The sequence below is a fragment of the Caballeronia sp. INDeC2 genome, assembly GCF_023631325.1.
Classification (GTDB): domain Bacteria; phylum Pseudomonadota; class Gammaproteobacteria; order Burkholderiales; family Burkholderiaceae; genus Caballeronia.
The window spans coordinates 41,362-67,324 of record NZ_JALQDG010000029.1; the positions used below are offsets into that span (position 1 = coordinate 41,362).

25 protein-coding genes are annotated in these 25,963 nt (G+C 62.9%); 8 read left to right on the plus strand and 17 right to left on the minus strand.

Annotated features, from left to right (window positions below; translation table 11 throughout):
* The first annotated feature begins 29 nt into the window (after positions 1-29).
* Entirely contained in the window at positions 30-743 is a 714-nt protein-coding gene (gene msrA / locus NCS28_RS18240) for a peptide-methionine (S)-S-oxide reductase MsrA (protein WP_250515161.1), read from the plus strand.
* On the opposite strand, the gene NCS28_RS18245 is transcribed toward msrA, so the two are convergent.
* Positions 707-1,834, minus strand: coding sequence for an aminotransferase class I/II-fold pyridoxal phosphate-dependent enzyme (locus NCS28_RS18245; RefSeq protein WP_250515162.1), 1,128 nt, complete (start codon positions 1,832-1,834; stop codon positions 707-709). The two genes, msrA and NCS28_RS18245, sit on opposite strands and share 37 nt — an antisense overlap.
* A 94-nt stretch (positions 1,835-1,928) precedes the next feature.
* Between NCS28_RS18245 and NCS28_RS18250 the strand changes: the two genes are divergently transcribed.
* Positions 1,929-2,822 carry a LysR family transcriptional regulator ArgP gene (locus tag NCS28_RS18250; protein ID WP_250515163.1) on the plus strand — a complete coding sequence of 298 codons (894 nt, stop codon included), beginning with the start codon at positions 1,929-1,931 and terminating at the stop codon, positions 2,820-2,822.
* Between the two features lie 3 nt (positions 2,823-2,825).
* Here the strand turns inward: NCS28_RS18250 and NCS28_RS18255 are convergent, their stop codons facing one another.
* The 3 genes from NCS28_RS18255 to NCS28_RS18265 all read right to left on the minus strand — a co-directional run bounded on the left by NCS28_RS18255 (position 2,826) and on the right by NCS28_RS18265 (position 4,597).
* Positions 2,826-3,203, minus strand: coding sequence for a DUF427 domain-containing protein (locus NCS28_RS18255; protein WP_250515164.1), 378 nt, complete (start codon positions 3,201-3,203; stop codon positions 2,826-2,828).
* Between the two features lie 95 nt (positions 3,204-3,298).
* Entirely contained in the window at positions 3,299-3,613 is a 315-nt protein-coding gene (locus NCS28_RS18260) for a DUF4148 domain-containing protein (RefSeq protein ID WP_250515165.1), read from the minus strand.
* A gap of 90 nt (positions 3,614-3,703) precedes the next feature.
* Positions 3,704-4,597, minus strand: a complete 894-nt coding sequence (locus tag NCS28_RS18265) for a ketopantoate reductase family protein (protein WP_250515166.1) — start codon at positions 4,595-4,597, stop codon at positions 3,704-3,706.
* A 477-nt stretch (positions 4,598-5,074) separates the two neighbouring features.
* Here NCS28_RS18265 and NCS28_RS18270 point away from each other — a divergent pair, with 477 nt between their 5' ends.
* Positions 5,075-5,785 carry a FadR/GntR family transcriptional regulator gene (locus NCS28_RS18270; protein WP_250515167.1) on the plus strand — a complete coding sequence of 237 codons (711 nt, stop codon included), beginning with the start codon at positions 5,075-5,077 and terminating at the stop codon, positions 5,783-5,785.
* 213 nt (positions 5,786-5,998) lie between these two features.
* Positions 5,999-6,481 (plus strand): ferritin-like domain-containing protein, encoded by a 483-nt coding sequence (locus tag NCS28_RS18275; protein ID WP_250515168.1) that lies wholly within the window; start codon positions 5,999-6,001, stop codon positions 6,479-6,481.
* A gap of 55 nt (positions 6,482-6,536) precedes the next feature.
* On the opposite strand, the gene NCS28_RS18280 is transcribed toward NCS28_RS18275, so the two are convergent.
* Positions 6,537-7,193, minus strand: a complete 657-nt coding sequence (locus NCS28_RS18280; RefSeq protein WP_250515169.1) for a peroxiredoxin — start codon at positions 7,191-7,193, stop codon at positions 6,537-6,539.
* A gap of 420 nt (positions 7,194-7,613) precedes the next feature.
* On the opposite strand from NCS28_RS18280, the gene NCS28_RS18285 reads away from it, so the two are divergent.
* A complete protein-coding gene (locus NCS28_RS18285; RefSeq protein ID WP_250515199.1) occupies positions 7,614-9,122 on the plus strand; it encodes an amino acid permease in 1,509 nt (502 codons plus the stop codon).
* Between the two features lie 21 nt (positions 9,123-9,143).
* On the opposite strand, the gene NCS28_RS18290 is transcribed toward NCS28_RS18285, so the two are convergent.
* The 9 genes from NCS28_RS18290 to NCS28_RS18330 form a co-directional block, all read right to left on the minus strand.
* On the minus strand, positions 9,144-11,144 hold the full coding sequence (locus NCS28_RS18290) for an acyl CoA:acetate/3-ketoacid CoA transferase (protein ID WP_250515170.1): 2,001 nt from the start codon (positions 11,142-11,144) through the stop codon (positions 9,144-9,146).
* A gap of 96 nt (positions 11,145-11,240) precedes the next feature.
* Entirely contained in the window at positions 11,241-13,166 is a 1,926-nt protein-coding gene (locus NCS28_RS18295; RefSeq protein ID WP_250515171.1) for a potassium transporter Kup, read from the minus strand.
* 103 nt (positions 13,167-13,269) lie between these two features.
* Positions 13,270-14,106: a shikimate dehydrogenase family protein gene (locus NCS28_RS18300; protein WP_250515172.1), complete on the minus strand. Its 837-nt coding sequence runs from the start codon at positions 14,104-14,106 to the stop codon at positions 13,270-13,272.
* 100 nt (positions 14,107-14,206) lie between these two features.
* Complete coding sequence (locus NCS28_RS18305; RefSeq protein ID WP_250515173.1) at positions 14,207-14,941, minus strand: ABC transporter ATP-binding protein; 735 nt, start codon at positions 14,939-14,941, stop codon at positions 14,207-14,209.
* Between the two features lie 363 nt (positions 14,942-15,304).
* Positions 15,305-17,248: a branched-chain amino acid ABC transporter ATP-binding protein/permease gene (locus NCS28_RS18310; RefSeq protein ID WP_250515174.1), complete on the minus strand. Its 1,944-nt coding sequence runs from the start codon at positions 17,246-17,248 to the stop codon at positions 15,305-15,307.
* Between the two features lie 10 nt (positions 17,249-17,258).
* Entirely contained in the window at positions 17,259-18,131 is an 873-nt protein-coding gene (locus NCS28_RS18315) for a branched-chain amino acid ABC transporter permease (RefSeq protein WP_250515175.1), read from the minus strand.
* 163 nt (positions 18,132-18,294) lie between these two features.
* Complete coding sequence (locus NCS28_RS18320) at positions 18,295-19,506, minus strand: ABC transporter substrate-binding protein (RefSeq protein ID WP_502801207.1); 1,212 nt, start codon at positions 19,504-19,506, stop codon at positions 18,295-18,297.
* A 409-nt stretch (positions 19,507-19,915) separates the two neighbouring features.
* On the minus strand, positions 19,916-20,668 hold the full coding sequence (locus tag NCS28_RS18325; protein ID WP_250515177.1) for an anti-sigma factor family protein: 753 nt from the start codon (positions 20,666-20,668) through the stop codon (positions 19,916-19,918).
* Complete coding sequence (locus NCS28_RS18330) at positions 20,658-21,329, minus strand: RNA polymerase sigma factor (RefSeq protein ID WP_250515178.1); 672 nt, start codon at positions 21,327-21,329, stop codon at positions 20,658-20,660. The genes NCS28_RS18325 and NCS28_RS18330 overlap by 11 nt, the downstream gene beginning before the upstream one ends.
* A gap of 295 nt (positions 21,330-21,624) precedes the next feature.
* On the opposite strand from NCS28_RS18330, the gene NCS28_RS18335 reads away from it, so the two are divergent.
* Both NCS28_RS18335 and NCS28_RS18340 read left to right on the plus strand, forming a co-directional pair.
* On the plus strand, positions 21,625-22,605 hold the full coding sequence (locus tag NCS28_RS18335; RefSeq protein WP_250515179.1) for a metallophosphoesterase family protein: 981 nt from the start codon (positions 21,625-21,627) through the stop codon (positions 22,603-22,605).
* The gene (locus NCS28_RS18340; protein ID WP_250515180.1) at positions 22,602-23,015 is read left to right on the plus strand and encodes a cupredoxin domain-containing protein; all 414 of its coding nucleotides are present in this window, start codon (positions 22,602-22,604) and stop codon (positions 23,013-23,015) included. The genes NCS28_RS18335 and NCS28_RS18340 overlap by 4 nt, the downstream gene beginning before the upstream one ends.
* A 33-nt stretch (positions 23,016-23,048) precedes the next feature.
* Here the strand turns inward: NCS28_RS18340 and NCS28_RS18345 are convergent, their stop codons facing one another.
* The 3 genes from NCS28_RS18345 to NCS28_RS18355 all read right to left on the minus strand — a co-directional run bounded on the left by NCS28_RS18345 (position 23,049) and on the right by NCS28_RS18355 (position 25,121).
* The gene (locus tag NCS28_RS18345) at positions 23,049-24,143 is read right to left on the minus strand and encodes a 4-hydroxyphenylpyruvate dioxygenase family protein (protein ID WP_250515181.1); all 1,095 of its coding nucleotides are present in this window, start codon (positions 24,141-24,143) and stop codon (positions 23,049-23,051) included.
* A gap of 188 nt (positions 24,144-24,331) precedes the next feature.
* Positions 24,332-24,580: a hypothetical protein gene (locus NCS28_RS18350; RefSeq protein WP_250515182.1), complete on the minus strand. Its 249-nt coding sequence runs from the start codon at positions 24,578-24,580 to the stop codon at positions 24,332-24,334.
* 37 nt (positions 24,581-24,617) lie between these two features.
* Positions 24,618-25,121 (minus strand): lecithin retinol acyltransferase family protein, encoded by a 504-nt coding sequence (locus tag NCS28_RS18355; RefSeq protein WP_250515183.1) that lies wholly within the window; start codon positions 25,119-25,121, stop codon positions 24,618-24,620.
* Positions 25,122-25,547: 426 nt separating this feature from the next.
* Between NCS28_RS18355 and NCS28_RS18360 the strand changes: the two genes are divergently transcribed.
* Complete coding sequence (locus tag NCS28_RS18360; protein WP_250515184.1) at positions 25,548-25,877, plus strand: hypothetical protein; 330 nt, start codon at positions 25,548-25,550, stop codon at positions 25,875-25,877.
* The last annotated feature ends 86 nt before the right edge of the window (positions 25,878-25,963 follow it).

The window sequence follows — 25,963 nt, forward strand, 5'->3', positions numbered from 1 at the left end:
ACGAGACTTATCGATATCGAGGAGCAACGATGTTCAAGACCACCAGCAAGACATTCAAGGCCGCGAGCGTGGCCATGCTGTTCGCGGGCGCGTTCGCATTGCAGCGCGTCGCGCATTCGAGCGAGGCAGCCGTGAAGATCCCGCCGCCCGCGCACGACGAAACCGCGGGCGCCGTGCACACCGAAACCGCCGTGTTCGCAGGCGGTTGTTTCTGGGGCGTGCAAGGCGTGTTTCAGCACGTGCGCGGCGTAAAAGAAGTGATGTCGGGTTATGCGGGCGGCGCGGCCGACACTGCGCAATACGGTCGCGTCAGCGAAGGCGATACGGGTCACGCGGAATCGGTGCGCATCACGTACGATCCGGCGCAGGTTTCCTACGGCAAGCTCTTGCAGATTTTCTTCTCCGTCGCGCACAACCCGACCGAGCTGAACTATCAAGGCCCGGATCACGGCACGCAATATCGCTCGGCTGTGTTTCCGACCAATGCGGCGCAGCGCGATATCGCCGATGCGTATATCGCGCAACTCGACAAGGCGCACGTCTACAGCGGCAGGATCGTCACGAAGGTCGAAGAGTACAAGGGCTTCTATCCGGCCGAAGGCTATCACCAGAACTACCTGACGGAACATCCGGATAGCCCGTATATCGCGATCAACGATCTGCCGAAGGTGGCAAACTTGAAGCAGATGTTTCCGGGCGCGTATCGTCAGGATGCGGTGCTCGTGACGGTCGCGTCCAGATAAGCGTCGAGAAGCCCGACGACCTCGGGCATGTTGCGTCTGCCGAAGCCGAGCCGCACATGCGCGTCGCCGTGATCGATCAGCGTCGAGGGCAGCAGCAGGATGCCCGTGCATTCGAGCAGTTCGGCACAGAACTGCTCGGCGTGACCGCGCTTCAAACGCACGAAGCCGATCGTGCCCGCGCGCGGACGATGCCATGCGAAGCGATCCGCGTGACGCGCGAAGAAGTCGTCGAGCACGCGCAGATTGGCGCGCACGATCGCCATACTGCGTTCGATGAGCGCATCGGTGTAACGCACCGCGATCGCCGCAAGATACTCGCTCGGCGCGCTATTGCTGATGGTTAGATAGTCCTTGAACGTGCTCATGCGTTCGAGCACCTGCGCGCTCTTCGTCGCAATCCATCCGAGACGCAGACCCGCGAGCCCATGGGTCTTCGACAGCGCGCCGAGCGAGATGGCGCGCTCGTACACGTCGCACGCAGCGGGCAGACGATCGGCGGGATCGTGCTCCAACCCGCGATACACCTCGTCGCTGAAGAGCCATAACCCGTGCTTACGAGCGAACGCGACGATCGCATCGAACACGTCGCGCGACGGCAGGTAACCAGTCGGATTGTGCGGCGCGCAGATCACGAGCGCGCGCGTCGCCGGGGTGAGGAGCTTTTCGAGTTCGTCCGGATCGAGCGCCCAGCCCGCTTCCTCGCGCGCTCGCCACGCCGACACGCTCACGCCCAGCGCCTCGGCCACCGCATAGTGCGACTGATAACCCGGCATATGCACGATCGCGTGATCGCCCGCTGCGAGCATCGTGTGCATGAACGAATAGATGGCCTCCTGTGCGCCCGTATGCACGATGATTTCATCTGCGTCGATGTGCTCGTACAGCATCGCGAGTTCGCGTCGCAGCGCCGGCGCGCCGGGATACTCGGTGTAGCCGAGCCAGGTGTCGCGCAATCCATCGATTGCATCGGGCTCGTACGCGAGCAATTCGCCGATCGACATCGATTCGGGATCGGAACTGCACAACAGATGGCGCGCGGTGAATTCGTGCCGCGCGAAATAGCGTTCGAGCTTGAAGGGAGTCGGTTGCATGCCGTCGCTTGATCGGGATCGAAGAAAGCCCTAGTCTGCAGTTTGGACGTGCATTCAAACAGCTAAACTTTCTAATTTCGGTTAAGGAACGCTAATGCTCGACTACGCTCTGCTCGATGCGCTGCTCGCCGTCGTGCGCACGGGATCCTTCGAGCGCGCGGCGCGCGATCTCAACGTCACGCCGTCGGCCGTGTCGCAGCGCGTGAAACTGCTGGAGGCGCGCGTGGGCAGCCTGCTCGTCAAGCGCGGCCAGCCGTGCGAAGCAACGGCATCGGGTGCGCTGCTGTGCCGTCACACCGAACGCGTGCAATTGCTGGAAGCGGAACTCGGCGGACGCATGCCGACCCTGCCAGGCACGCCGAGCGAACGGCGCGCGAAGCTGCGCATTGCGGTGAACGACGACAGCATGAGCACCTGGTTCATCGACGCCGCGGCGGACTTCTGCATCGAGCGCGAACTGATGCTGGATCTCGTCGTCGACGATCAGGATCACACCGCGCAGCGCATCCGCGAAGGCGACGTGCAAGGCGCGATCACCACGCAAGCCGAACCCGTGGCCGGCTGGCGTTCGATGAAGCTCGGGCGCATGCGTTATCGCGCCGTATGTTCACCCGCATACTTCGCGCGTCATTTCGCCGATGGCCTCACACGCGACGCGCTGCGCCGTGCGCCGTGCGTGAACTTCAACGATAAGGATGAGTTGCAGAAGCGCTTCATCAAACGCGTGAGCCGCGCAGATATCGAGCCGCCCGCGCATGTGGTGCCGCACGGCGAGGGCTTCGTGCGGGCGTGCATATCTGGGCTTGCGTGGGGCATGTGTCCACAACGGCTAGTCGCGCAGCAGCTCGATAGTGGCGCACTCGTGGAAGTGTCGCCCGGCACGCGCTTCGATGTGGATCTCTATTGGCAAAGCTGGCGTCTTGCGCTCGGCTGGCTCGACGGCTTCAGCGCGATGCTGAAACATCGCGCCAAAACGTTTCTCGACTGAGTGTCATGCCTCGCGCGTGTCGAAAGAATCGACGCGATCGCGATAGAACGCCAGATGATCTTTTATCGATGCAACCGCATCGTATGGTGACTCATAGGACCACACTGCGTTGATAGCCTTTTGTCCCCCCGACGGGATGCTGTAATAGCTGCATTCCCCTTTGTAGGGGCAGTAAGTCGTATGCGAGGTGCGCTCGAGTTGCGTCATGTCGACGTCCATGCGCGGCACATAAAGCACCTCGGGATACGTTGCCTCGCGCAAAGACAGCGCCTCGGTCGTATCGACGATGACATGCCCGCCTGCTTTCACGATCACGCGCAACGGACTGCGTTCGATCGTGATCGGATGATCGGGGCCGGGAATCTTGACGGCTTTATCCATGAGTGTCTTCCTGCGAATGACCGCGTGAGAGCGAGGGGAAGAATCGATAGTAGCGCCGTTGCGCCAAACGCGCAGAAGCGTCCCGGCCCGATGCATCAACGGCCGAAATACACGGGCTTCGTGCCGTCGTTGTCCAGGGGCGGCATCATGTTGCGCGTGCCCGAGGCCGACGTGCCGGCGGCCGTTCCGCCGTACGCACCATTCTGGCGCGATACGCGGCTTTCAGCGGATTGAATATCCGACGGATACGAAGTCTGATCCGAGCGTGACGGATCATAACCAGCGGCTTCGACCTGCAGCAGATCCTGCTTGACCTGATCGCGCGTGAGCGACGAATCGGTTTGCGCGAACGAGAGCGCCGGCGCCACCACTACAGCGGCGACGGCCACGGGCTTGACGAACGATTTCATGGTGAACCTCCGGTATGTTGGGCTGCGCACGGTGTTTTCTGTACGCGCTCCATATCGCAGCATCGCTCGTGCCTGCCGTCATACCGCACGCTATGACGCCTTGCTTTCGATCGCCTTCACGAGCGCATGCAGCAGGCGATTCGCGGGCGTCGGAATACCGAGCGCTTCGCCACGCCGCACGATCAGGCCGTTCAGATGATCGATCTCGCTTCGCTTGCCGCGCGCCAGATCCTGCGCCGTCGACGAATACTGGTTCTGCATCGTTTCGGCGATACGGCGCACGGCTTCATCGACGTCGCCGGGAATGGTCACGTTATCGGCTTTCGCAACCGCGAGACATTCGTCGACGACATCGCGCATCGAACGCGAAATGCCCTCGCCCTGCACGAGCTTGCCGTACGGCAGTTGCGTGATCGCCGACAGCGCGTTGTAGGCGCAATTCAGCACGAGCTTGGCCCAAAGCGCGCCCCGCACGTTAGCGGAGATCTCGGTCGGTACGTTCGCCTCGACGAACGCGCGCGCGACCTCCTCGCTTTTCGTCGACGGCTCGATCACGAGCTCGCCGCGCCCGTTGTGCTTCACGTGCCCCGGCCCCGCCATCTCGGTCGCGACATACACGACCGCGGCCGCCGCTTCCTGCGGTAACAGCTCGCGCAAGCGCTCGGCATTCTCCACGCCGTTTTGCAGCGAAAGCAGCAACGCGTCGGGTTCGAGATGCGGCGCGAGCGCCTTTGCCGCGCTTTCCGTATCGGTGGATTTCACGCAGAAGAGCACGAGTTGCGCGCGCTTCACCGCGCTCGCGTCGGTGCTTGCGGCCACGCGCACGCGTTCGTCGAAATGCTGTGTGTCGAGCCGCAAGCCTTCGCGTTCGATCGCTTCGACATGCTGCTGGCGCGCGATCAGCACGACCTCGTGACCCGCGCGCGCGAGCATGCCGCCGTAGTAACAACCGACCGCGCCGGCACCCATCACCGCGACTTTCATGTTTTGCTTCTCCTCGTTTCCTGGTTGCGTTGCCATGGCTCGAAAAGGTAACACACGAGCCGCGCCGATCGATACGTTCGATGCTTCGCATAACCGAGCACGCGCAAACGCTTGCGCGTTTCGGGGCTATTAGCGCCATGTCGCACGCCCGCACGATTTTGTGGGCGGACGCACGATAGTCAGTCGAATTAGCGGTGCACCATATTGTTAAAACAGGCCACGCGGAGATACGCTTCTTTCAGCGGATCGACGACGCTGTCCAAACAATGCCGACCGCTGCGGGGTATGCGGCGCATGCCGCATCGATAGCTGAATCCGGGGACCAAATACACGGCGTGCCGGGGGGGAAGCACTGCGCTCGAGCGATCGGTTGCGCGGCGCACCGACACGCCGTGAACTTAGACAAGCGCTGGCTCTGCCGCTCGGCGACGAGTAGCGAGAAGCCACAAGCGTGGGCGTTATCACGAGAACAAAAACATGAATCATGGCTATGAAGCATCGCTCGTCAAACGCGTGGTGAACCAGCTCGTTGCGGGCATCGTGAGCGGTGAATACCAGGACAACGTGCTGCCGCCACAAGTCATCCTCTCGAAGCAGCACGGCGTGAGCCGCACCATCATGCGCGAGGCGCTGAGCATTCTCATCTCGCGCCGCATGCTCGACGTGCGCCCCAAGACGGGCACGCGCATCAAGCCCGCGCGCGAATGGCTCATCATGGATCCGGAAGTCGCCGAGTGGCGCATGCGCGCGCTGCACGATCCCGACTGCATCCGCAGGCTGATCGAGTTTCGCGCGCTCGTCGATCCGCCCGCCGCCGCGCTCGCCGCGACGCGCGCAAACCGGCATCAGCGCATCGCCATCAATGCGGCCTATCAGCGGCTCCTGCATGCGAGCCCGTCCGAACCCCTTCAGTCCGCAGCAGAAGAGGCGCTACAGGCCGCTATCGTCGATGCAAGCGGCGACGAAGTGCTGCGCCAGATGGGCAGTGTCGTGCGCGTCGGCATACGGACCCTGAAGGCCGCGCTGCGCGCACAGCCGCATCCGTTGCCGCGCGTGCCCGACTCGCAACTCGGCGATTACGGCCGGCTCGTGCGCGCGATCGAAACCGCCGATGCCGACGCCGCGCGCACGGCCATGTCGCAGGTGCTTGCGCGCACGGCGACGCTCTGGATCGAAGAAATCGCCTGAAGGCAGGCTTTTCCGCCAAGCCGGTGCGCGGCCGCGAGGCCGCCGGCATCGCCTCCACCGCCGTTCCGGGAGCGTATCTTGCGCGCCCCGTACCCGCAGTTTCGCCTCGCATGCGCCGTCCGCGTGACTACAATGAGTGATGCCGATGCATGCGACGAGTCATGGCCTCTTGCGTCTTGCGGAGCGCCTGGCGTTGGAAATACGGAGGCAGGAATGGCAGAGCTCGAAAAGGAAAAGGTCGTCGGCGTCCTGAACAGGATCCTCGAATCCGAACTGGCGGGCGTCGTGCGCTACACACACTATTCGTTTCTCGTGTTCGGCTTCGGACGCATACCCATCGTGTCGTGGCTGCGCGCGCAGGCCGACGAATCGCTCATGCATGCGCATCAGGCTGGCGAATGGATCACGACGCTCGGTGCGTATCCATCGCTCGAAATCGGCCCGCTGCTCGACAATCACACCTTCGACATCGCGACGATCCTGCGTGAATCGCTGCAATCGGAAAACGTCGCGCTCGATCTGTATCGCGATTTGCTGAAGCTCGTCGAAGACCGCTCCGTCGCGCTGGAGGAATACGCGCGGCAGATGATTCAGGTCGAGGAAATGCACGCGGGCGAAGTCGACAAGATGCTGCGCAGGCCGGGCGAAGTCGAAACGTCGTCCGAACGCCGCACGGGTCACACTGAGCCGAAATGAAAAACGCCGGTCCGCGTGTGCGGGCCGGCGTCCGATCGCTCCAAACGCGCGTGCGTTACTTCGGCTGCGCCACCGTGCGCAGATAAGGCTTCAGCGTCTTGAAGCCGTCAGGATACTTCTTTTTCGCGTCGTCATCCGAGACGGAGGTCGGGATGATGACGTCCTCGCCCGGCTTCCAGTTCACCGGCGTCGCGACCGTGTGCTTCGCGTTCAGTTGCAGCGCGTCGAGCAGGCGCAGCACTTCGTCGAAGTTGCGTCCCGCGCTCATCGGATACGTGAACGTGGCCTTCACCTTCTTGTCCGGACCGACGATGAATACGGCGCGGATCGTCGCGTTGTCGTTCGCGGTGCGCGGGCTGCCGCCGCTCGCGTTCGGGTGGATCATGTCGTAGAGCTTCGCGACGTTCAGATCCGCGTCGCCGATCATGGGATAGTTGACCGCGGTGCCCTGCGTTTCCTCGATATCCTTGGCCCACTGCGAGTGATTCGTCACCGGATCGATAGAAAGCCCGATGACCTTCGTGCCGCGCTTGTCGAACTCGGGCTTGAGCTTGGCCATGTAGCCGAGCTCGGTCGTGCAGACGGGCGTGAAGTCCTTCGGATGCGAGAACAGGATCGCCCATTTGTCGCCGATCCACTCGTGAAAGCGAATCGTGCCTTCGGTCGTCTCTGCCGTGAAATCGGGGGCTTCATCACCAATGCGTATGGCCATATCAAATCTCCACGTGAGGGAAAGTCCGGCGAACGTCCCGTGTGCAACACGAACGGATTCCGGGTTGAAAATCGCAACTGTGCAAATGATTATAGTTCGACGCGCAACCGGGCCTCGCGCGGCGCGCATATTTCCTTGACCGCCGTGGGGTCTTGCGTCATGCCGATAACACGCGGCTCGCGAGACCGCGGCACGCTTCCTGCTGTACGCCGCTCGCCGTGAACGAGCATACTCGTTCGCTTGAGCGGCGCTCGAATTCCCCGGCAAAATCTGCTATCACAAACGACAATACGTCAGAACGAACGTGCAGGTGTGAAGCCAGAGGCGCGTGCATCATCCCGCACTTGAACGGGCGACAGACTTCGCCGCGCCAGGGGGCGCGGCCTCGTTGCCGCCGCACAGGAGGCGATCGTGACCGTCATGCAAAGAAAGTCCGTTGCTGCGCTGCAGAGCGAAGCGGCCGAAAGCGAGGAAGTGCTTCAGGAACACGGCGGCCACTCGCTGAAACGTTCGCTCAGCGCGCTCGATGTCGTGATGCTCGGTGTGGGCTGCATCATCGGTGCCGGGATTTTCGTGCTGACGGGCCACGCGGCTGCGACCAACGCCGGGCCTGCAATCGTCTTCTCGTTCGTGCTCGGCGCTATCGTCTGCGCGCTCGCGGGACTTTGTTATGCGGAAATGGCGTCCACAGTACCGGTTTCGGGGAGCGCCTACACGTACGCCTATGCGACGATGGGCGAGCTGATCGCATGGCTCATCGGCTGGGACCTGATCCTCGAATACGCGGTCGGCGCGACGACGGTCGCCATCGGCTGGTCGGGGTATGTCGTGAGCTTTCTGCATTCGCTCGGCATCGACATACCGGAGCAGCTCGCCAAAGCGCCCTTCGCCTACGATCCCGGTCACGGCTGGAGCCACGCCGGCGCGATTCTCAACGTGCCCGCGATGGTGATCGTCGGGCTCATCACGATCCTGCTCGTCATCGGCATACGCGAGTCGGCGCGCGTGAACAGCTTCATCGTCGTTATCAAAGTGCTAATCGTGCTCGCGTTCATCGCCGCGGGCATCGCGTATGTGGATACGAGCCACTGGGTCACCGCGAACAACCCGACAGGCGCGTTCATTCCGCCGAATACCGGCGAATCTGGCGTGTTCGGCATGAGCGGCGTGCTGCGCGGCGCGGCGGTCGTGTTCTTTGCCTATATCGGTTTCGATTCGGTGTCGTGCGTGGCGCAGGAAACGCGCAACCCGAAACGCGACATGCCGATCGGCCTGCTCGGCTCGCTCACCATTTGCACGATCCTCTACGTGCTCGTGTCGTATGTGCTGACGGGCATCGTGTCCTACGACAAACTCAACGTGTCGGATCCGATCGCGGTCGGCGTCGATGCGATCGGCATGCGCTGGCTCTCGCCCATCGTGAAGCTGGGCGCCATCTTCGGCCTCACGTCGGTGATTCTCGTGCTGTTGCTGTCGCAGCCGCGCATCTTCTATTCGATGGCGAGGGACGGCCTCTTGCCGCCGTTCGCATCGAAGATCCATCCGCGCTTTCATACGCCCTATGTCACGACGATCGTCACCGGCATCATCGTGATGATTCTCGCGGGACTCTTGCCGATAGGGCTCGTCGGCGAACTCGTGAGCATCGGCACGTTGTTCGCGTTCATGGTGGTATGCATCGGCGTGCTGGTGCTGCGCATCACGCAGCCGAATCTCGAGCGCGCATTCAAGACACCGGCGGTGTATGTCGTCGCCCCGCTCGGCGCGCTCTCCTCGCTCTTCCTGATGTCCGGGCTGCCCGCCGATACATGGATACGGCTCATCGTCTGGATGGCGATCGGTGTGGTCATCTACTTCGGTTACGGCATACGCCATAGCCGCTTGCGCAATCAGCGCGAGAGCGCGCCGGAACGCGCCGCGCGCAGCTGACTTGCAAAGGCGGCTCCTTCGTCATTCAGACGCGCGTTTCGATTCGTGTTCGCGCGCTTCTTCCGGGCTCTCGTAGATGTACGGCGCGACGCCGCGGCGCTTCAATGCGTCGCCGAGCTTCAGCCGTAAGAAACTGCTCGTCGTATAGCGCGTGACGCGATCGTAGTGGCCATCGGCGAGCTTCTTCACCATCTCCGAATACGCGTCGAGCATGTCGGGGCGTATCGAAAAATTATCGTAATTCACGATCGCGTGCGGTCTCGTCTTCATGCCCGCCAGTTGCTTTTCGACTTCGCGGCGGATCGCTTCGACATCGCTCACGCTCTTCACTTCGTGACCTTCGAAGTTGATGAAGAAAAGATTCTGTTCCGGATCGTAGCTGAAACGCTCCGAGAGATCGAGCCTTAGGAGCTCATTGCGCAGGCCCATCGGCGCATCGCGGAAGATGCGTTCGTCCATCAGACGCGGGGGCGTATCCATGATCGGCGCGAAACCCATTCGCGCGACGATGTCCCGCTCGATATCGATGCCCGGCGCGACCTCCGTGAGCGCGAGGCCCTTCTCAGTGAGGTCGAACACGCAGCGCTCGGTGATATAGAGCACGGTCTTTCCGCGCTCGGCCGCATAACGCCCGCTGAACGTGCGATGCTCGACCGCATCGACGAACTTGCGGCAATCGCCTTCGCGGCGAATCCTGAGCCTGCCTTCTTCGATCGCGACATCCAGCTTGCCCGCGTTGAACGTGCCGACGAACACCACTTTCTTCGCGGCCTGGCTGATGTTGATGAAGCCGCCCGCGCCGGCCAGCTTCGGCCCGAACTTGCTCACGTTGAGATTGCCTTCGCCATCCGCCTGCGCAAGACCGAGGAACGCGATATCGAGGCCGCCGCCATCGTAGAAATCGAACTGATACGGCTGGTCGATGATCGCCTGCGTATTGGTCGCCGCGCCGAAGTTGAGGCCGCCCGCCGGAATGCCGCCGATCACGCCGGGCTCCGTCGTCATCGTGAAGAGATCGATCACCTGCTCCTCGTTCGCGACGCTCGCGATGCCTTCCGGCATGCCGATGCCGAGATTGACGACGCTGTTGGCCATCAGCTCGAATGCGGCGCGCCGCGCGATGATCTTGCGTTCCGTGAGCGCCATCGCCGGCACCGAACTCGCGGCCACGCGCAATTCGCTCGAAAAGGCCGCGCTGTATTGCTCGCCGAAGGTCTGCCAGTGATTGTCGGACTTCGCGACCACGACGCAATCGACCATCACGCCGGGTATCTTCACCTGACGCGAGTTGAGCGTGTTCGATTCCGCCAGCCGCTCGACCTGCGCGATCACGATGCCGCCCGAATTGCGCGCGGCCATCGCGATGGACAGTGCTTCGAGCGTCAGCGCTTCCTTTTCCATCGTGACGTTGCCGTTCAGGTCGGCCGTGGTGCCGCGCACGATCGCGACATCGATCGGGAAGGTCTTGTAGTACAGATAGTCCGTGCCGTCGATAGGCATGAGCCGCACGAGATCGTCGGTGGTGCGGGCGTTGAGCTTGCCGCCGCCGTTGCGCGGATCGACGAAGGTGCCGAGGCCGACCGTCGAAAGCTGCCCGGGCCGATGCGCGGCGATATCGCGAAAGAGTTGCGAGATCACGCCTTGCGGCAGGTTGTACGCTTCGATGCGATTCTCGATCGCCATCTTCTGCAGGCCCGGCACGAGTCCCCAGTGGCCGCCGATCACGCGCTTGATGAGGCCTTCATGCGCCAGATGATTGAGGCCCTTGCCGCGGCCATCGCCCTGACCTGCCGCATAGACGAGCGTCAGATCCGCGATGGGATCGTCGCCTTCGATGAAGCGCGCCTCCAGCGCGATCGCCACTTCCTCCGCGAAGCCGATGCCGACGAAACCGCTCGTCGCGAGCGTATCGCCCGAGCGGATCAGACGCACGGCCTCGCGCGCGGAGACGATCTTGCCGCGCTCGACGAGGCGCGCGGTCGATGGAAACGGATGGCGTGTCGGCGTGCTGCTGGCGGTCATGGCGTCTCCTGTGTGCCGCATTTCTTGTCGTGAGTCTCGCGCAATCCTTGGCCAGCTGCTTGCGTCGAATGCACGCAAATCAGCCGATTTGCGTCGTCATATTTCGACCCGCGCGCCGAGCTCGATCACGCGATCGGCCGGTAATCGCAAATAGGCCGCTACGTTGCCCACATTGTGCAGCATGATCGCGAAGAGCCGTTCGCGCCATAACGCCATGCCGGTGCCCGGCGTCGGCACCACGGTTGCGCGCGACAGGAAATACGAGATCGTCGCGCGATCGAACTTGAGCCCCGACGGGCGGCATTTCTCAAGCGCGGCGGGCAGATCGACTTCATCCTTGAAGCCGTAGTTCACCGTCACCTGAAAACAGCCGTTGCCGAGCGTCTCCACGCTGACGCGGCGCGACCCGTCGACCCACGGCACCGGCTCGGTCGTGACCGTCAGGAACACCGTGTGTTCGTGCAGCACGCGGTTATGCATGAGATTGTTCAATAGCGAATGCGGCACGCCTCTGGGATCGTTCGACATGAATATCGCGGTGCCCTCCACGCGCGCGGGCGAGCGCGCGATGAGGCTCGTGAGGAAGGGCTTGAGCGGCGTCGCGCCGGCGCGCACGCGGGCCTCCTGGATCATCATCTGCGCGCCGCGTCCCCACGTCGCCATGACGGTGAACATCACGAGTCCGATGGCGACGGGGAACCAGCCGCCCTCTCTGATCTTCAGGCAATTCGCCGAGAAGAACATCGCGTCGATCACGAAGAAGAACGCCGTCGCGAAGACGCACAGCGCCCAGTTGTAGCGCCACGCATAGCGGATCACGAAGAAGGTCAGCACCGTCGTGATGAGCATCGTGCCGGTGACGGCGATGCCGTATGCGGAGCCGAGCGCCGTCGACGAGCCGAAGCCGAGAACGGCGGCGACCACCGCGAGCAGCAGCGTCCAGTTGATGCCCGGCACATAGATCTGCCCGATCTCCCGCGCCGACGTGTACACGACGCTCATGCGCGGCAGGAAGCCGAGCTGCATCGCCTGCTTGGTCATCGAATACGTGCCGGAGATGACGGCCTGCGACGCGATGACCGTCGCGATGGTCGAGAGCACGACCATCGGATAGAGCATCCACGACGGGAACAGCCGATAGAACGGATTCTGCAGCGCGCCCGGATCCGCGATCAGCAGCGCGCCTTGACCGAGATAGTTGAGCGCGAGCGCGGGAAAGACGACGGCGAACCACGTGAGGCGGATCGGCCGCGAGCCGAAGTGGCCCATGTCGGCATAAAGCGCTTCCGCGCCCGTCAACGAAAGCACGACGGCGCCGAGCGCGACGAAAGCGAGCCAGCGATGATGCACGCAGAACTCGAGCCCCGCGAGCGGATTGAGCGCGAGGAGAATCTGCGGCGCATCCTTGATGTTCATGACGCCCGACACGGCCAGTATGGCGAACCACAGCACCATCACCGGCCCGAACACCGCGCCGATGCCCGATGTGCCGTGCTTCTGCATCACGAATAGCGCGATCAGCGCGACGAGCGTCACGGGCACGACATAGGGCTGCAAGCCCGGCGCGGCCACTTCGAGCCCTTCCACTGCGCTCAGCACGGAAATGGCGGGCGTGATGACGCCATCGCCATAGAAGAGCGCCGCGCCCATCACGCCGACGAGCAACAGCACGTGCTTCAGCCGTTTCTTCGATTCGACCGATGACGCCGCGAGCGCGAGCAGCGCCATGATGCCGCCCTCGCCGTGATTGTTGGCGCGCAGGATCAGCGTCACGTACTTGAGCGAGACGATGATCGTGAGAGACCAGAAGATCAGCGACACGATGCCGATCACGTTCGCGGGCTGCAATGGCAGGCCGGTAGCGGGATCGAACACGGTTTTGAGCGTATAGAGCGGGCTCGTGCCGATGTCGCCATAGACGACGCCGAGCGCCGCGAGCGAGAGCCCGAGCAACGCCGGATGGCCGTGCGGCTCGGGGGTGTGCTTGCCGTCGGCCGGAATGCCGGGTGCAGTCGATCCCATGATTCCTCCCTGCCTTTTCCGGGCCGCCGCGTGGGACGGCCTATTTGTCAGAGGATGAGCGTCTGCGTTGCCATGTCGATCGAAGTATAGGAACGAAGCGCGCTTACGCGTACTTGATCTGCGCGACCGCGCGCAATTCATCGGCGGTGGCGGTGCCGTAGCCGAAGAACTCCAGATACGCCGGAATCATTTCGAAAAGCATGTCCGTGCCGACTTGCACGGCGCAGCCCTTGTCCTTCGCCGCGCGCAACAGCGGCGTGTACTCCGATTTCATCACCACTTCGCCGACGAACGTGCCCGGGGCGATGCGATCGATATCGAAGGGCAACGGGTCCGTTTCCTTCATGCCGAGCGGCGTCGCGTTCACGATCACGTCGAAGCCGGCGGGATCTTTCGTGTCGGTTCTTACGACGAGCTTGGGGTAGTGCTCGCGCAAGCGCGACGCGAGCCCTTCGACGGACGCCGTGTTGGTATCGAAGATCGCGAGCTCCGCGACGCCCGCCGCTGCGAGCGATGCCGCGATCGGCGAGCCGACGCCGCCGCTGCCGAGCACGAGCACGCGCGTGCCCGCGAGCTTGCGGCCCTTGCGCTCGACGCCGCGCACGAAGCCCGCGCCGTCGAACTGATCGCCGACGAGCGTGCCGTCCGGGCGTTTGAGGATCGCATTGCAGGCCCCGGCGATACGCGCGGTCGGACTGACTTCATCCATCAGGCCGACAGTCGTGATCTTGTGCGGCATGGTGACGAGCGCGCCGCGAATGTTCGTCAGCTCGAACACATGCGGCAGGAATGCGACGTAATCCTCGGGTTTGACGCCCATGGGCACGACGACCGCGTCGATGCCCTGTTTGTCGAACCAGGGGTTGTAGATCATCGGCGCCTTGAACGCTTCGGTCGGGTAGCCGAGGTGGGCAATCAGAGTGGTCTTGCCGCTGATCATGGCAGCTCCTTGAGAGGATGTCGCGCAACGCATGTTTGCGCGCGCCCGTCACCATGATAGTTCGGCTTGGGTTGCCGCAGTGCGGCATTTGTTCGATGCCTCAGTGACTCGCGCCGAGATACGCCGCCTTCACCGAAGGATCGTTGCGCAGTTGCTCGGCCGGGCCGTGAGTCGCGACGCGGCCGTTCTCCAGCACGTAGCCGTAATCCGCGACATTGAGCGCGGCGGCGGCGAACTGTTCGACGAGCAGCATCGTGACGCCCTCCGCCTTCAGGCGCTCGATGATGCGAAACACTTCTTCGACGAGAATGGGCGCGAGGCCCATCGATGGTTCGTCGAGCAGCACGAGATCCGGGTTGAGCATGATGGCGCGGGCCATCGCGAGCATCTGCTGTTCGCCGCCCGATAGCGTGCCTGCGAGCTGGTTGCGGCGTTCTTTCAATCGCGGGAACAAGTCGATTGCGCGTTCGAGATCGGCGTTGACGTCGCCTTTCGGGCGCGACCATGTTAGACGCGGGAACGCGCCGAGCAGCAGATTGTCGGTGACGGACATCGTCGCGAAGACGCGGCGTCCTTCGGGGGAATGCGCGAGTCCGAGACGCGCGATCTTGTGCGACTCGAGCGAGTCGATGCGCTTCGTGTTGCTGCCTACGCCCATCGTGATTTCGCCTTCCGTCGGCTTGATCATGCCGGAGATGGCGCGCATGGTCGTCGTCTTGCCGGCGCCGTTGGAGCCGATTAGCGTGACTACTTTCGCCTTCGGCACGTCGAGGGAGATGCCGTGGAGGACTTTTACTTTGCCGTAGCCGGCGTGGAGGTTTCTTATCGTCAGCATGGGTTTGGATCTGGCCGGAGGTTGTTTGTTTGCTTGGGCTTCCGTGAGCTCCTGAGTTCTTATCGGTCTATTTGCTCTGCCCTGTGCGGCGCGGCGGTATTCGTTCTTCGTTGGTTTCCCTTGCAGACCCAGCGGCAGCGCGTCGCGCTGTGCCGAAGCTATTTCGTGCTGAACCAAGTCGGTATGACTTTTAGCTAGTCAGAGCGTGCGCGATCCAAGCCCGGTAAGTTGCGTGTGACCGCGGGCGCTTCGAGCGGATATCTTTGGCTACTTTCTGTGCGCTAGCCAAAGAAAGTGACTGCCGCCCCGCACAGGGGCAGTACTAAAACCACCAAGAAACCGGGATCCGGCGATGCAAAAACATCAAGCAACCTGGGCAGCCTGCCCACCCAAATAAGCCTCGATAACCTTCTCATTAGCCTGAATCTCCGAAGGCTTCCCTTCGGCAATTTTCTGCCCGAAATCCAGCACGGAAACCGTATCGCAAACACTCATGACCACATCCATATGATGCTCGATCAACACAAGCGTAATCCCGTGATTGCGCACCTTGCGAATGATCGCGACCAGCTCGCGAATATCCGGTGCCGTCAACCCCGCCGCGGGTTCATCGAGCAAAAGCAATTGCGGATCGAGCGCCAGAGCACGAGCAATTTCCAGCAGGCGCTGCTTGCCGTAAGGAAGATTGCGCGCTTCCTCCGCCGCAACATTTTCCAGCCCGACAAAGCGCAGCATATTGAACGCCCGCTCACGCGCCGCACGTTCCTCACGCCGGTAGCGCGGACTCATCACGCCGACATCCGCGAAGTTCGACCTGAACGTGTGATGCAAGCCGACCAGCACATTCTCCAGCGCCGTCATCTCGCCAAAGAGCTGCACGTTCTGAAACGTCCGCGCAATGCCCGACAGCGCAATTTTCGACGACGTCCTTCCCGCCAGCGATTGCCCTTCGTATTCGATCGCACCCGACGTCGGCACATAGATGCCGGTCAGCACGTTCATCATCGTGCTCTTGCCCGAGCCGTTCGGCCCGATCAAGCCGTGAATCGTGCCGCGCTTCACCGTCAGGTTCACGTCGTTCAACGCCTTCAGGCCGCTGAACTGCATCAGCACGCCGCGCACATCGAGGATCGTGTCCGTGCCTTGCGTCGCGACTGCCGCCACCGCATCGTCCTCGCGCGTATCGTTCGCGAGCGCATCGGTATCGACCTTCGTCACACGCACTCGGCCGAGATTCAGCGTCTTGCGCACGAAGCCGACGATGCCGTCCTGCAAGTAATACACGACGAGCAAAATCATCAGACCGAAGATGGTGAGGCGCCAGTCGGTGAGCGCTTCGATCCAGAAGGAAAACACGGCAAGACCCGCCGTGCCGATGATCGGCACCGCCACGCGCTGCGGCGTCGTGGTCTTGCGCGCGAGCGCGAGCACCGCACCCGCGACGACGACCACCGCCAGCGCCGTCGCGACGACGCGAAAGTTCGCGATATCGTCGAGCAGCTTCGGCAACATGACGATGACCGTCGAGCCGATGATTGCGCCTGTGCGCGTCTTGCGTCCGCCCATGATGATCGCGAGCAGGAACAGGATCGTCAGCTCGAAGTTATACGTGTTCGGCGAAATGTACTGCTCGGAGTACGAGTACAGACATCCGGCGAGTCCCGCGAAGCCCGCGCTGATCACGAACGCATACACCTTGTAGCGATACACCGACACGCCCATGCAATCCGATGCTATCGGGCTATCGCGCAAGGCCTCGAACGCGCGCCCGAGATGCGACTTCAGCACCCGATGCACGACGATCAGCGACACGACCAGCAACGCCGCGACGAGCCAGTAATACTGCACCTCGTCGAGCCGATGACCCGCGAACGTCGGCTTCGGGATCTTGAGGCCCATCGGTCCGTTCGTCAGAAAATCCATCTCGTTGATGAGGATCTGGATGATCGTGCCGAACGCGAGCGTCACCATCGCGAGATACGGGCCGGACACGCGCAGCGCGGGCAAGGCGAGGATCGCGCCGAAGCCGGCCGTCACCAGGATCGAAAGCGGAGCCGTCACATAGAACGGCATGCCGAGCTTCATGAAGAGCACGCCCGCCGTGTACGCGCCCACGCCGAAGAGACCCGCATGACCGAGCGATACCTGGCCCGTATAACCCACCACGATATCGAGCCCGAACAAAAGGATCGCGTAAATCATGATGGTTTCGACGAGGTGGATGTAGTACGGGTTGCCCGACACCACCGGAAATATCGCGATCGTGGCAAGTCCCACGAGCGCCGCAATCCAGTTCTTTGCTTTCATCGTCGCCGCCTCAGACTTTCTTGATCGCCATCTTGCCGAAGAGACCGGCGGGCTTGACCGCGAGCACGATCAACAGCAGCACGAGTCCCGGCACGTCCTTGTAGCCGGTGGAAATGTAGAAGCCGGTCGTGGTCTCCGCGATGCCGAGAATCATCCCGCCGACGATGATGCCCATGCCGCTCGACAAGCCGCCGATGATCGCCACGGCGAAGGCCTTGAGGCCGAGCACCGCGCCCATCGTCGCACCCGTCAATGTAAGCGGCGCGATCAAAACCCCTGCAAATGCAGCGGTCAACGATGAAAGCGCATACGAGAAAGTGATGACGAGACCCGTGTTGATGCCCATGAGCGAGGCCGCATCGCGATCGTTCGCGGTCGCGACGACGGCCTTGCCGAAGATCGTCTTGCGGTTGAAGAACTCGACCGCGAGCATCATCACGAGCGCGCCGCCGACGACGAGCAGTTCCATAGGCAACACGTTCGCGCCGAACACCTTGAGCGGCGCTTCGGGCAGCGGCGACGGAAAGCGCAGATCGTCGCGGCCCCACACGTTTTCCGCGACGTTCTTGAAGATGATGCCGAGCGCGATCGTCGACATGATCCAGCCGAATTCGGACTTGATCTTGATGGCGGGCCGCACGCCGATGCGCTCCACGAACGCGCCCTGCACGAGGCCGAAGAGGCAAACGAGTGGAATCATCAGCCAGTAGTTGACGCCCACCGAGACGAGCGTGAGGCCGACGAGCGCGCCGAGCATCAGCGCATCGCCCTGGCCGAAATTCAACGTGCCGGATGTGGCGAACGTGAGTTGGTAGCCGAAGGCGATCACGGCGTAGATCATGCCTAGGGCTATGCCGCTGTAAATGAGTTGGAGCAGGATCATCGGGGGTTTTATGGGCGGTTCGGTTTCGGTGCGCTTATGCTTCTGTGGAAGCCTGATTTTCTTAGTGGTCTATTTGATCTGCCCCGCACGGGGGCAGTGCTATAAACCGACACCATTACGGGATCCGCCCAAAGCAAAAACAGGCCCCATCAAAAAGGCAAGGTCAGTTAGAAGCAGTAGTAGCCTGCTTGCTACGCAAAGTCCCGCCGCCTTTCTTGTCGGCGTCATACGCATAGACCACACGTCCGCTCTTCACTTCGCCGATCACCGGCACGTTCGGCGAGATCGCTTCGTGATCGCCCTTGGCGAAGGGCTTGTCATACACCATCACGACGCCTTCGACCTTCGTGTTCAGGCTCTCGAGCGCTTCCTTGACCTTCGGGCCATCCGTCGTGCCGGCCTGCTTGATCGCCGCCGCGAGCAGATACACCGAGTCATAACCTTGCGCCGCCGACACCGGCGAATCGATGCGATCGTTCTTCGGCTTGAACTCCTTCAGGTACGCATCGATGAAAGCCTTGCGCTTGGGCGTATTCGCTTCCTGAATGAAGGTCTGCGGCATGCGCGCGCCTTCGCCGTTCGCGCCGGCATTGTCGATATAGTTCGCCATCGAAAGCGTCCAGCTGCCGATCAACGGCACCTTCCAGCCCAGCTTCGCCATGCCGTTTGCGATCTGCGCAAGCTCAGGCCCGATGCCGTAAGTCAGCACGGCTTGCGCGCCCGCTTCCTTCGCCTTGAGCAACTGGGCCGTCATGTCGACGTCCTTGATGTTGAACTTTTCGACGGCCACGGGCTTCACGCCCTTCGCGGCCAGCGCCTTCTCCAGATCTTCGCGGCCGAGCTGGCCGTAGTTGGTCGAATCGGCGAGAATCGCGACCTTTTTGAAACCGCGCTTCGTCACCGCTTCCTCGACGATCATCGGCGCCTGGATGCGGTCGGCGGCCGCGTTGCGGAACACGTAGTTATCGGGCTGATCGTCGAATTGCTTCGTCACCACCGTGCCGGTCGCGACGTTGTTGAAGACGGGAATCTTCGCTTCCTGGAAGAAGCGCTGCGACGCGAGCGCGACACCCGTGTTGATATAGCCGACGACCGCGACGACCTTCTCCTTGTTGATGAGCTCCTGCGCGATCTGCACGCCGCGCTCGTTCTTCGCTTCGTCATCGCGTTCGACGAGCACGATCTGACGGCCCAGCACGCCGCCCGACTTGTTGATCTCCGCGGTCGCGAGACGCACGCCGTCGCGCATGCTGACACCCATGGAAGACGATCCACCCGTGAACGGCCCATCGACGCCGATCTTGATCGGGTCGGCCGCGTGCGCCAACGAGAAAACGCCGAACGCGAGCGTGCTCGCGATGAGCTTCATCTTCATACCCATGTGTGTCTCCGTCGCCTGATCCGTCTATTTGAAAGTCCCATGCAACGCGGGATGTGCCTTAAGTGCTTTTTAAATGCATCGCGCGTTATCGATTACATAGGCTGTGAGCGAGTTTAGAAAAATGTAAGGATATGACCATATTCGGACATACCCGAAGAGCACGAGCGTTAGCCCACACCTGACGCATCGTAAGTGTGCAGAGCGCGGAACAAGCGTGAAAACAGCACTGGGAAGACGGGAGTTGGACAGCATGCCGAAGCGTTTTTAAAGCTGCGAGTAAGGGAAGAGACAGCGGGTATACGCGTAAAGCAGCGAATAAAAAAACGCGCGGCTCCCCGGAGGATCGCCGCGCGCAACCTTGCGCACTCTCAGGTTCTTTCAGCAAATTTCTCCGTGCACCTCTTTAGCGCGGCGCGCCGGTTTCGATCGCGTGAGCGAACTGACGCAGCACCGCGCCCGATGCATCGGTGACGGCCCAGAACGTCATGCCGTCGTGGTTCCAGCGCGCGAGTGCGTAGCCATCGTCGGACTGCGTGACGACCGGCGAGAACTCCTTGTCGTTGGCATCGCTCTTCATATCGCCCTTCACGTCGCCCTTGCGCTGGGGAAACACGTACACGTCGATCGGATGCTTCAGGTAGCGATACACGACGACCGCCACCGGCCGATGATCGATGTAATCCAGCCGCCCGCCGACGAGCGCGAAGCCCGGTCCCGCCGGATCGATTACCGGCGGCGCATAGTCGATGCGGCCGTTGAACCAGGGCTTCACCGTGTGCTTGTCGCTGGAAAGCACGTCGATCGGACGGTCCGACATCAACGCGCGCACATGGCTCGACACGATCTCCTGCGCGATGGGCGACGTGCCCGTCACGCCGGTCATCAGCGGCACTGCCTGGAACCACAGCATCGTGCCGAGCACGAGCGCGGAAAGCGTCGCGCCCGCGAACGCGCCGCCGAAGAACGGCCACAGCGCGGCGAACGGGTTGCTCCAACCGCGTTTCGCGGGGCGCGCCGGCGCGCGCATGCGGGCGTCGCGTTCGGCTTCCTCCCGCACGCGCGCGAGCACTTGCGCCCGCAAATGCACGGGTGCGCGCTGATAGAGCGAACCATCGGTGAGCCTCGTATCGAGCGAGGCGGTGTCGTTATTTTCCATTTCCCGACTCCTCTGCATGTCCCGGTCCCGCACGGCGCACGAGGCGCACGCTCGGCTTGTCCTGCCCGCCCTGCGCCGCGCGCACCGCCCCCGCCAGCATCTTGCGGCCGCGCGCGAGCCGGGACATCACCGTGCCGATCGGCACGCCTGTCACGGATGCGACTTCCTTGTAGCTCATGTCTTCCAGCTCACGTAACACCAGCACCTCGCGAAACGCGATCGGCAGCGCCTCCAGCGCGCGATGCACCAGATGCACTTCGTCGCGGCGCACGGCGAGCGTCTCCGGGTCGGCCGCGCCTTCCTCCGACCAGCCCGGCAACGCTTCGTCGCCGCCCAGTTCCTCGTCGTAGGGCGTCGCGTCCGCGAGTTGCACGCGCCGCCGCCATTCCGTGAACCACGTATTGCGCACGATCGCGAGCAGCCATGCCCGCGCGTTCGCTTCCTCGCCGCCCTCGAATCCGCCGAAAAAACGGAACGCGCGCAGATAAGCTTCCTGCACGACATCGTCGGCGTCGCTCGCACTGCCCGACAGCCAGCGCGCGAGGTTGTACGCGGCGTCCAGGTGCGGCATCACCGTCGCCTCGAAGCGCGCGTGCAGCGCCTGCGCGCCCGCCTGGCCGGGGCGCCCGGACTTGTCTTCTTTCGACCGGCTTGGCCACATCGCGCGGGTCTCCTTTGCACGACCACGTTCGGAAAACATCTTTCGGGCGCGCTTTTTCGCGCCGTCCCTTCCGTTACTCGCTGCGCGGGCCCTTTATTCCCGTTTGCCGCCGCGACTCGAAAAAATATAGCGGGAATATCCCGCCGCCTTCTCCGGTTCGATGGACGGATGCCCAAGCGGCCTCGCTCGACCGAGCGGACGTCGCCGGCCTCGCGCCCATGCATCGAGCCGCCGTGGGCGCGATTCTGCCGATTCGAACGACGAGAACGCGGCCGCCATCGTTGGAGGAACCATCATGAAACCCGACCCGAACGCGCACGAACGCGACGACGAACTCGACGAGCGCGGCAAGCGCCGCCGCACCGCTCTTTCCTGCATGGCCTGGGCGGGCGCGGGCGTGATCTGGACCCTGAGCGGCGGCGTGCCCGTGTCGCGCCTGATTTCGTCGGCGGACGCCGCCGAGAAGACGAGCTCGTTCAGCTTCGTGCAGATCAGCGACAGTCATATCGGCTTCAACAAGGATCCGAACACCGAGCCGACGAGCACGCTCGAAGAAGCCGTCAACCGCGTGAGCGCGATGAGCGCGCGCCCCGCCTTCATGATCCACACGGGCGACATCACGCATATGTCGAAGCCCGGCCAGTTCGACACGGCGACGCAGATCATCGGCAAGGCGGGCATGGACGTGCATTACGTACCGGGCGAGCACGACGTGCTGGTCGAGGACGGCAATCCGTTCTTCGAGCGCTTTTCCGGGCAATACGGCAAGGACAGCACGCGCCACTGGTACAGCTTCGACCAGGGCGGCGTGCATTTCATCGGCCTCACCAACGTGATCGACCTGAAGGGCGGCGGCCTCGGCTTTCTCGGCGATGCGCAGCTCGCGTGGCTCAAGGCCGATCTGCAGGGCAAATCGAGCAGCACGCCGATCGTCGTGTTCGCCCATATCCCGCTGTGGGCGCTGTATCCGCAATGGGGCTGGGGCACCGACGACAGCGCGCAGGCGCTCGCGCTTCTGAAGCGCTTCGGTTCGGTGACGGTATTGAATGGCCACGTTCATCAGGTGGCGCAAAAAGTGGAGGGAGAGATGCGTTTCTATTCGGCGATGTCGACAGCGTTTCCGCAACCCGCGCCCGGCGCGCCGTCCGGTCCCGGACCGATGAAGGTGCCATCGGAGCAATTGCGCACGATGCTCGGCTTGCGGGAAGTGACGCATGTCGCGGGACGCGGGCAACTGGCCATCACCGATACGGCGCTCGCCGCCGCGCAATCATGAACGCAGCCATGATCGCGAGCTACGTCTCGCCCGCCAACCTCCGCCCATTCATCGGCAAGTTCCTGCGCAAGGCCGCGTTCGCGCTCGTCGTGAAGGGCGTCATCAGCGCGGCGATTCCGGCCGCCTGCGCGCAGGAGCCCGAGCAACAGGTCGCCGCGGCCAACGCGCCGACCATCTCCATCGACAACTTCGCGTTCAGCCAGCCGGCGCTCACCGTTCCGGTCGGCACGAAGGTGACGTGGGTAAATCACGACGACATGCTGCACACCGTCGCCGATGAAGCAAAGAGCTTCAAGTCCGAACCGCTCGACAGCGGCGAGAGCTTCTCGCATGTGTTCGACAAGCCCGGCACGTACAAGTATTTCTGCTCGCTGCATCCGCACATGACGGGGACGATCGTCGTGCAATGAGCGCGATCCGGCGCGGTGCGCGTGCTTGTGACGTCAGCCGCGCGCCTTCGCGATCGCGGCGAGGTTGCCTTCGCCGAATCCGTGATGACCGCGCCGCTCGACGATCTCGAAGAACATGTCGCCGGGCTTGCGCTCGACGAACGTTTGCAGGAAAAGCTGCGGCGTGCCGTCGGGGAGAATCTCGCCGTCGACGAGGATGCCGCGCGTGCGCAGCTTGTCGATGTCGAGGCCGTGGCCGGGAAGCCGCTCGCCGATTTCGTCGTAATAGCGCGGCGGCGGTTGCAGGAAGCGCACGCCACGCGCCAGCAACGCATCGACGGAGGCGAAGATATCGGCCGACGCCAACGCGATATGCTGCACGCCCTCGCCTTCGTGATCGGGCAGATACTGTTGCATCAGGTCCGTGCGATACGCGCCTTCCTCATAAACCGGAATGCGGATCGAGCCGCACGGCGACAGCGTGACCGCGGAATCCTGCGACACGTGCCAGTCCGGGTGCACCTGATGAATCTCGGAGAAGTGCAGCACTTCGCGATAAAAATCGAGCCATTCCTGGATGCGGCCCGCGCCGACGGTCTGCGTGAAATGATCAACTTCGAGCAGACCGGTGCTTTTTGCGTTCGCGCGGGCGCCGGCGATCGGCCGAAAGTCGATGTCGTAGATCGACGCCTCGCCGCTGTTCTTGCCCGGCCAGTGATCGACGAAATAAATATGCGAATCGCCGATGCCCTGAATCGCCGGAATTGCGAGTTCGTTCGGGCCGATTTTCTCGCCTTCGAAATCCCACGCGCCGAATTCGAGCGCGCGCTCATGGGCGACCTGCGCATCGAGCACGCGAATGCCGATCGCGGCGATGCCCACGCCATGCGACTCCGCGAAGCGCGTAGCGAACGAATCCGGCTCCGCGTTCAGCAGAAAATTCATGCTGCCCTGGCGAAAGAGCGTGACCGCCTTGCTCACGTGCCGCGCGACGGGCACGAAACCGAGCGTCTCGAAGAGCCTGGCGAGCCCCTCGGGATCGGGACTGGAGAACTCGACGAACTCCAGCCCCGCGATGCCAAGCGGATTGTCGCCGAGGGTCGAATCTGGCGTCGCGCGGGCGGAGGAAGCGGAGTCGGGCTGGGTCATCGGCAATACCTCGAAAATGTACGATCTGGTTCACGGACGCAAAACTACCACGACCTGCCGCATCCGTGCGACCCGCGGCTTCATCGAATGGCCGCGGTTGTGCACCTAGAGTAGCGGCAGCGGGATTGCCGTGTCAAAGCCGGGGCAGCCGACGCGCCCCGGCTCAGCGTACGCGTTCAGTACGCGCTTCAGGCCGCGAGCCGCTGCGCGCTCATCGACGGCCGCTTCGCCTGCGGCGGGAACACGTTCCAGGTGCCGTCGTCATGGCGAAAGAAGATGATCGCGAGCGGGCCGCCCGGATGCAGCGCCTCGATACAAACATAACGCGCGCCGGTGACATGCGAGCGGCACAACCGCACGACGCGTGCCGGACGCGCGGGAGTCGGGGCGAGCCATTTGTCGACGGCCCAATGCAGCGAGTTTTCGGTGGTTTGCATGATGGTCTCCTCGGAATCGATCGGCAAGACGTGCGGTTCAGGCTGCGAGCGCCGCGTTCATGCGGCGGCGGCGCTCGGCGGCGACATAAGCGCGGAACAGTCCCGACACGGCGCGAAGCGCGGCGCGCGGATGCACGAAGCACGCTTGCACCTGACGGCTGCGGGCGCGGCCGTCGAGGCACCACGTGACGAAGTGCTCGCAGTTGTTGGTCAGCAGGTGGTATCGGTCTTCGCCGAGGCGGCTGCGCGCGCGGCGCACCGCTTCCATGCCGACGAACTTCGCGGCCGGGTTCTGACGGATCGTGACTTCATGGCCGGCGGCGAACTGCGCGACAGGGACTTCCTCGACCGGACCGCGATGCAGCGACTTCGCGAAGCCCGCATAGTGAATGACCATGCCGTTGCCCGCATAGATGCCGTGGTGTTCGTAGCCCGAGCGGCGCGTGACGAGTTCGGTGCCGAGCGCCGGTTCGTCGTCGAGCGAGAGACCGTTCGCGGCGGCTTGCCGGTCGATCAGTCCGGATTGTTGGTTGGTTGACATGGCTGGCTCCGATTCTTCTTTGCTTGGCGCCAGGTGTTTGTCCGGCGCCGGGTTGCCATGTCATTTGCATCTTCCTTGCCAGTTCTCGCAAGTATATGAATTTTCAGGATTAAGGACGATTCGCGAGCGATTCTCGAGGGCGTTGTGTTTTTGATCGACCGACAGTTTTCAGAAGTGTTTGTTGGGTCGCGTGCGCCAGATTCTGCGCTGGGAGAAGCTGGCCATGGGTGTTGGTTGTTCAGCGCTGCGCCAACGTCGCCTGTTGGCGATGAACCAACGGATGTCATCCTTCGCGATTCGGCTCAGACCGTGAGAACGCCGCACGGCCGGCCGCGCGCGGAAAAACGCTGAAGCGCCCACGCATCGGCATGAGCCTTGCATTGACTCCGTACGTCCTGCTCACAGGCTCATCCCGGAGAAAACGACATGTGCGCTCTCACCGTCACCGATCTTCAATACGACCGCGAGCTGGATCATGCGGCGATGTCGGCCGTCAGCGGCGGAGGCGGTGCGCCGTGGGTGTACGGCTGGATCACGCCCTACGTGGAACGTCCGTCGGGCGGCGCGGCGGCAGGCGGCGCCGTGGTGAACCTCATCGACGTGACCAACAACGTCTACGAAGTCACCAACAACATCACCAACATCACGGTCGGCCAGATGGTCAATCAGTTTCAGAACGTCGCGGTCAGCAACACCGGCAACGGCGCGACGCTCACTGTCAATCCGAGTTCGGTCGCGGGGAATCGCGCGGGTTGAACGGTGCATATCAAGATTCGCTTCGGGCGCGCGTTGGTTCACAATGAGCAGGACCGTCCGCGACGCGCGCTCGACGCCGCGCCACC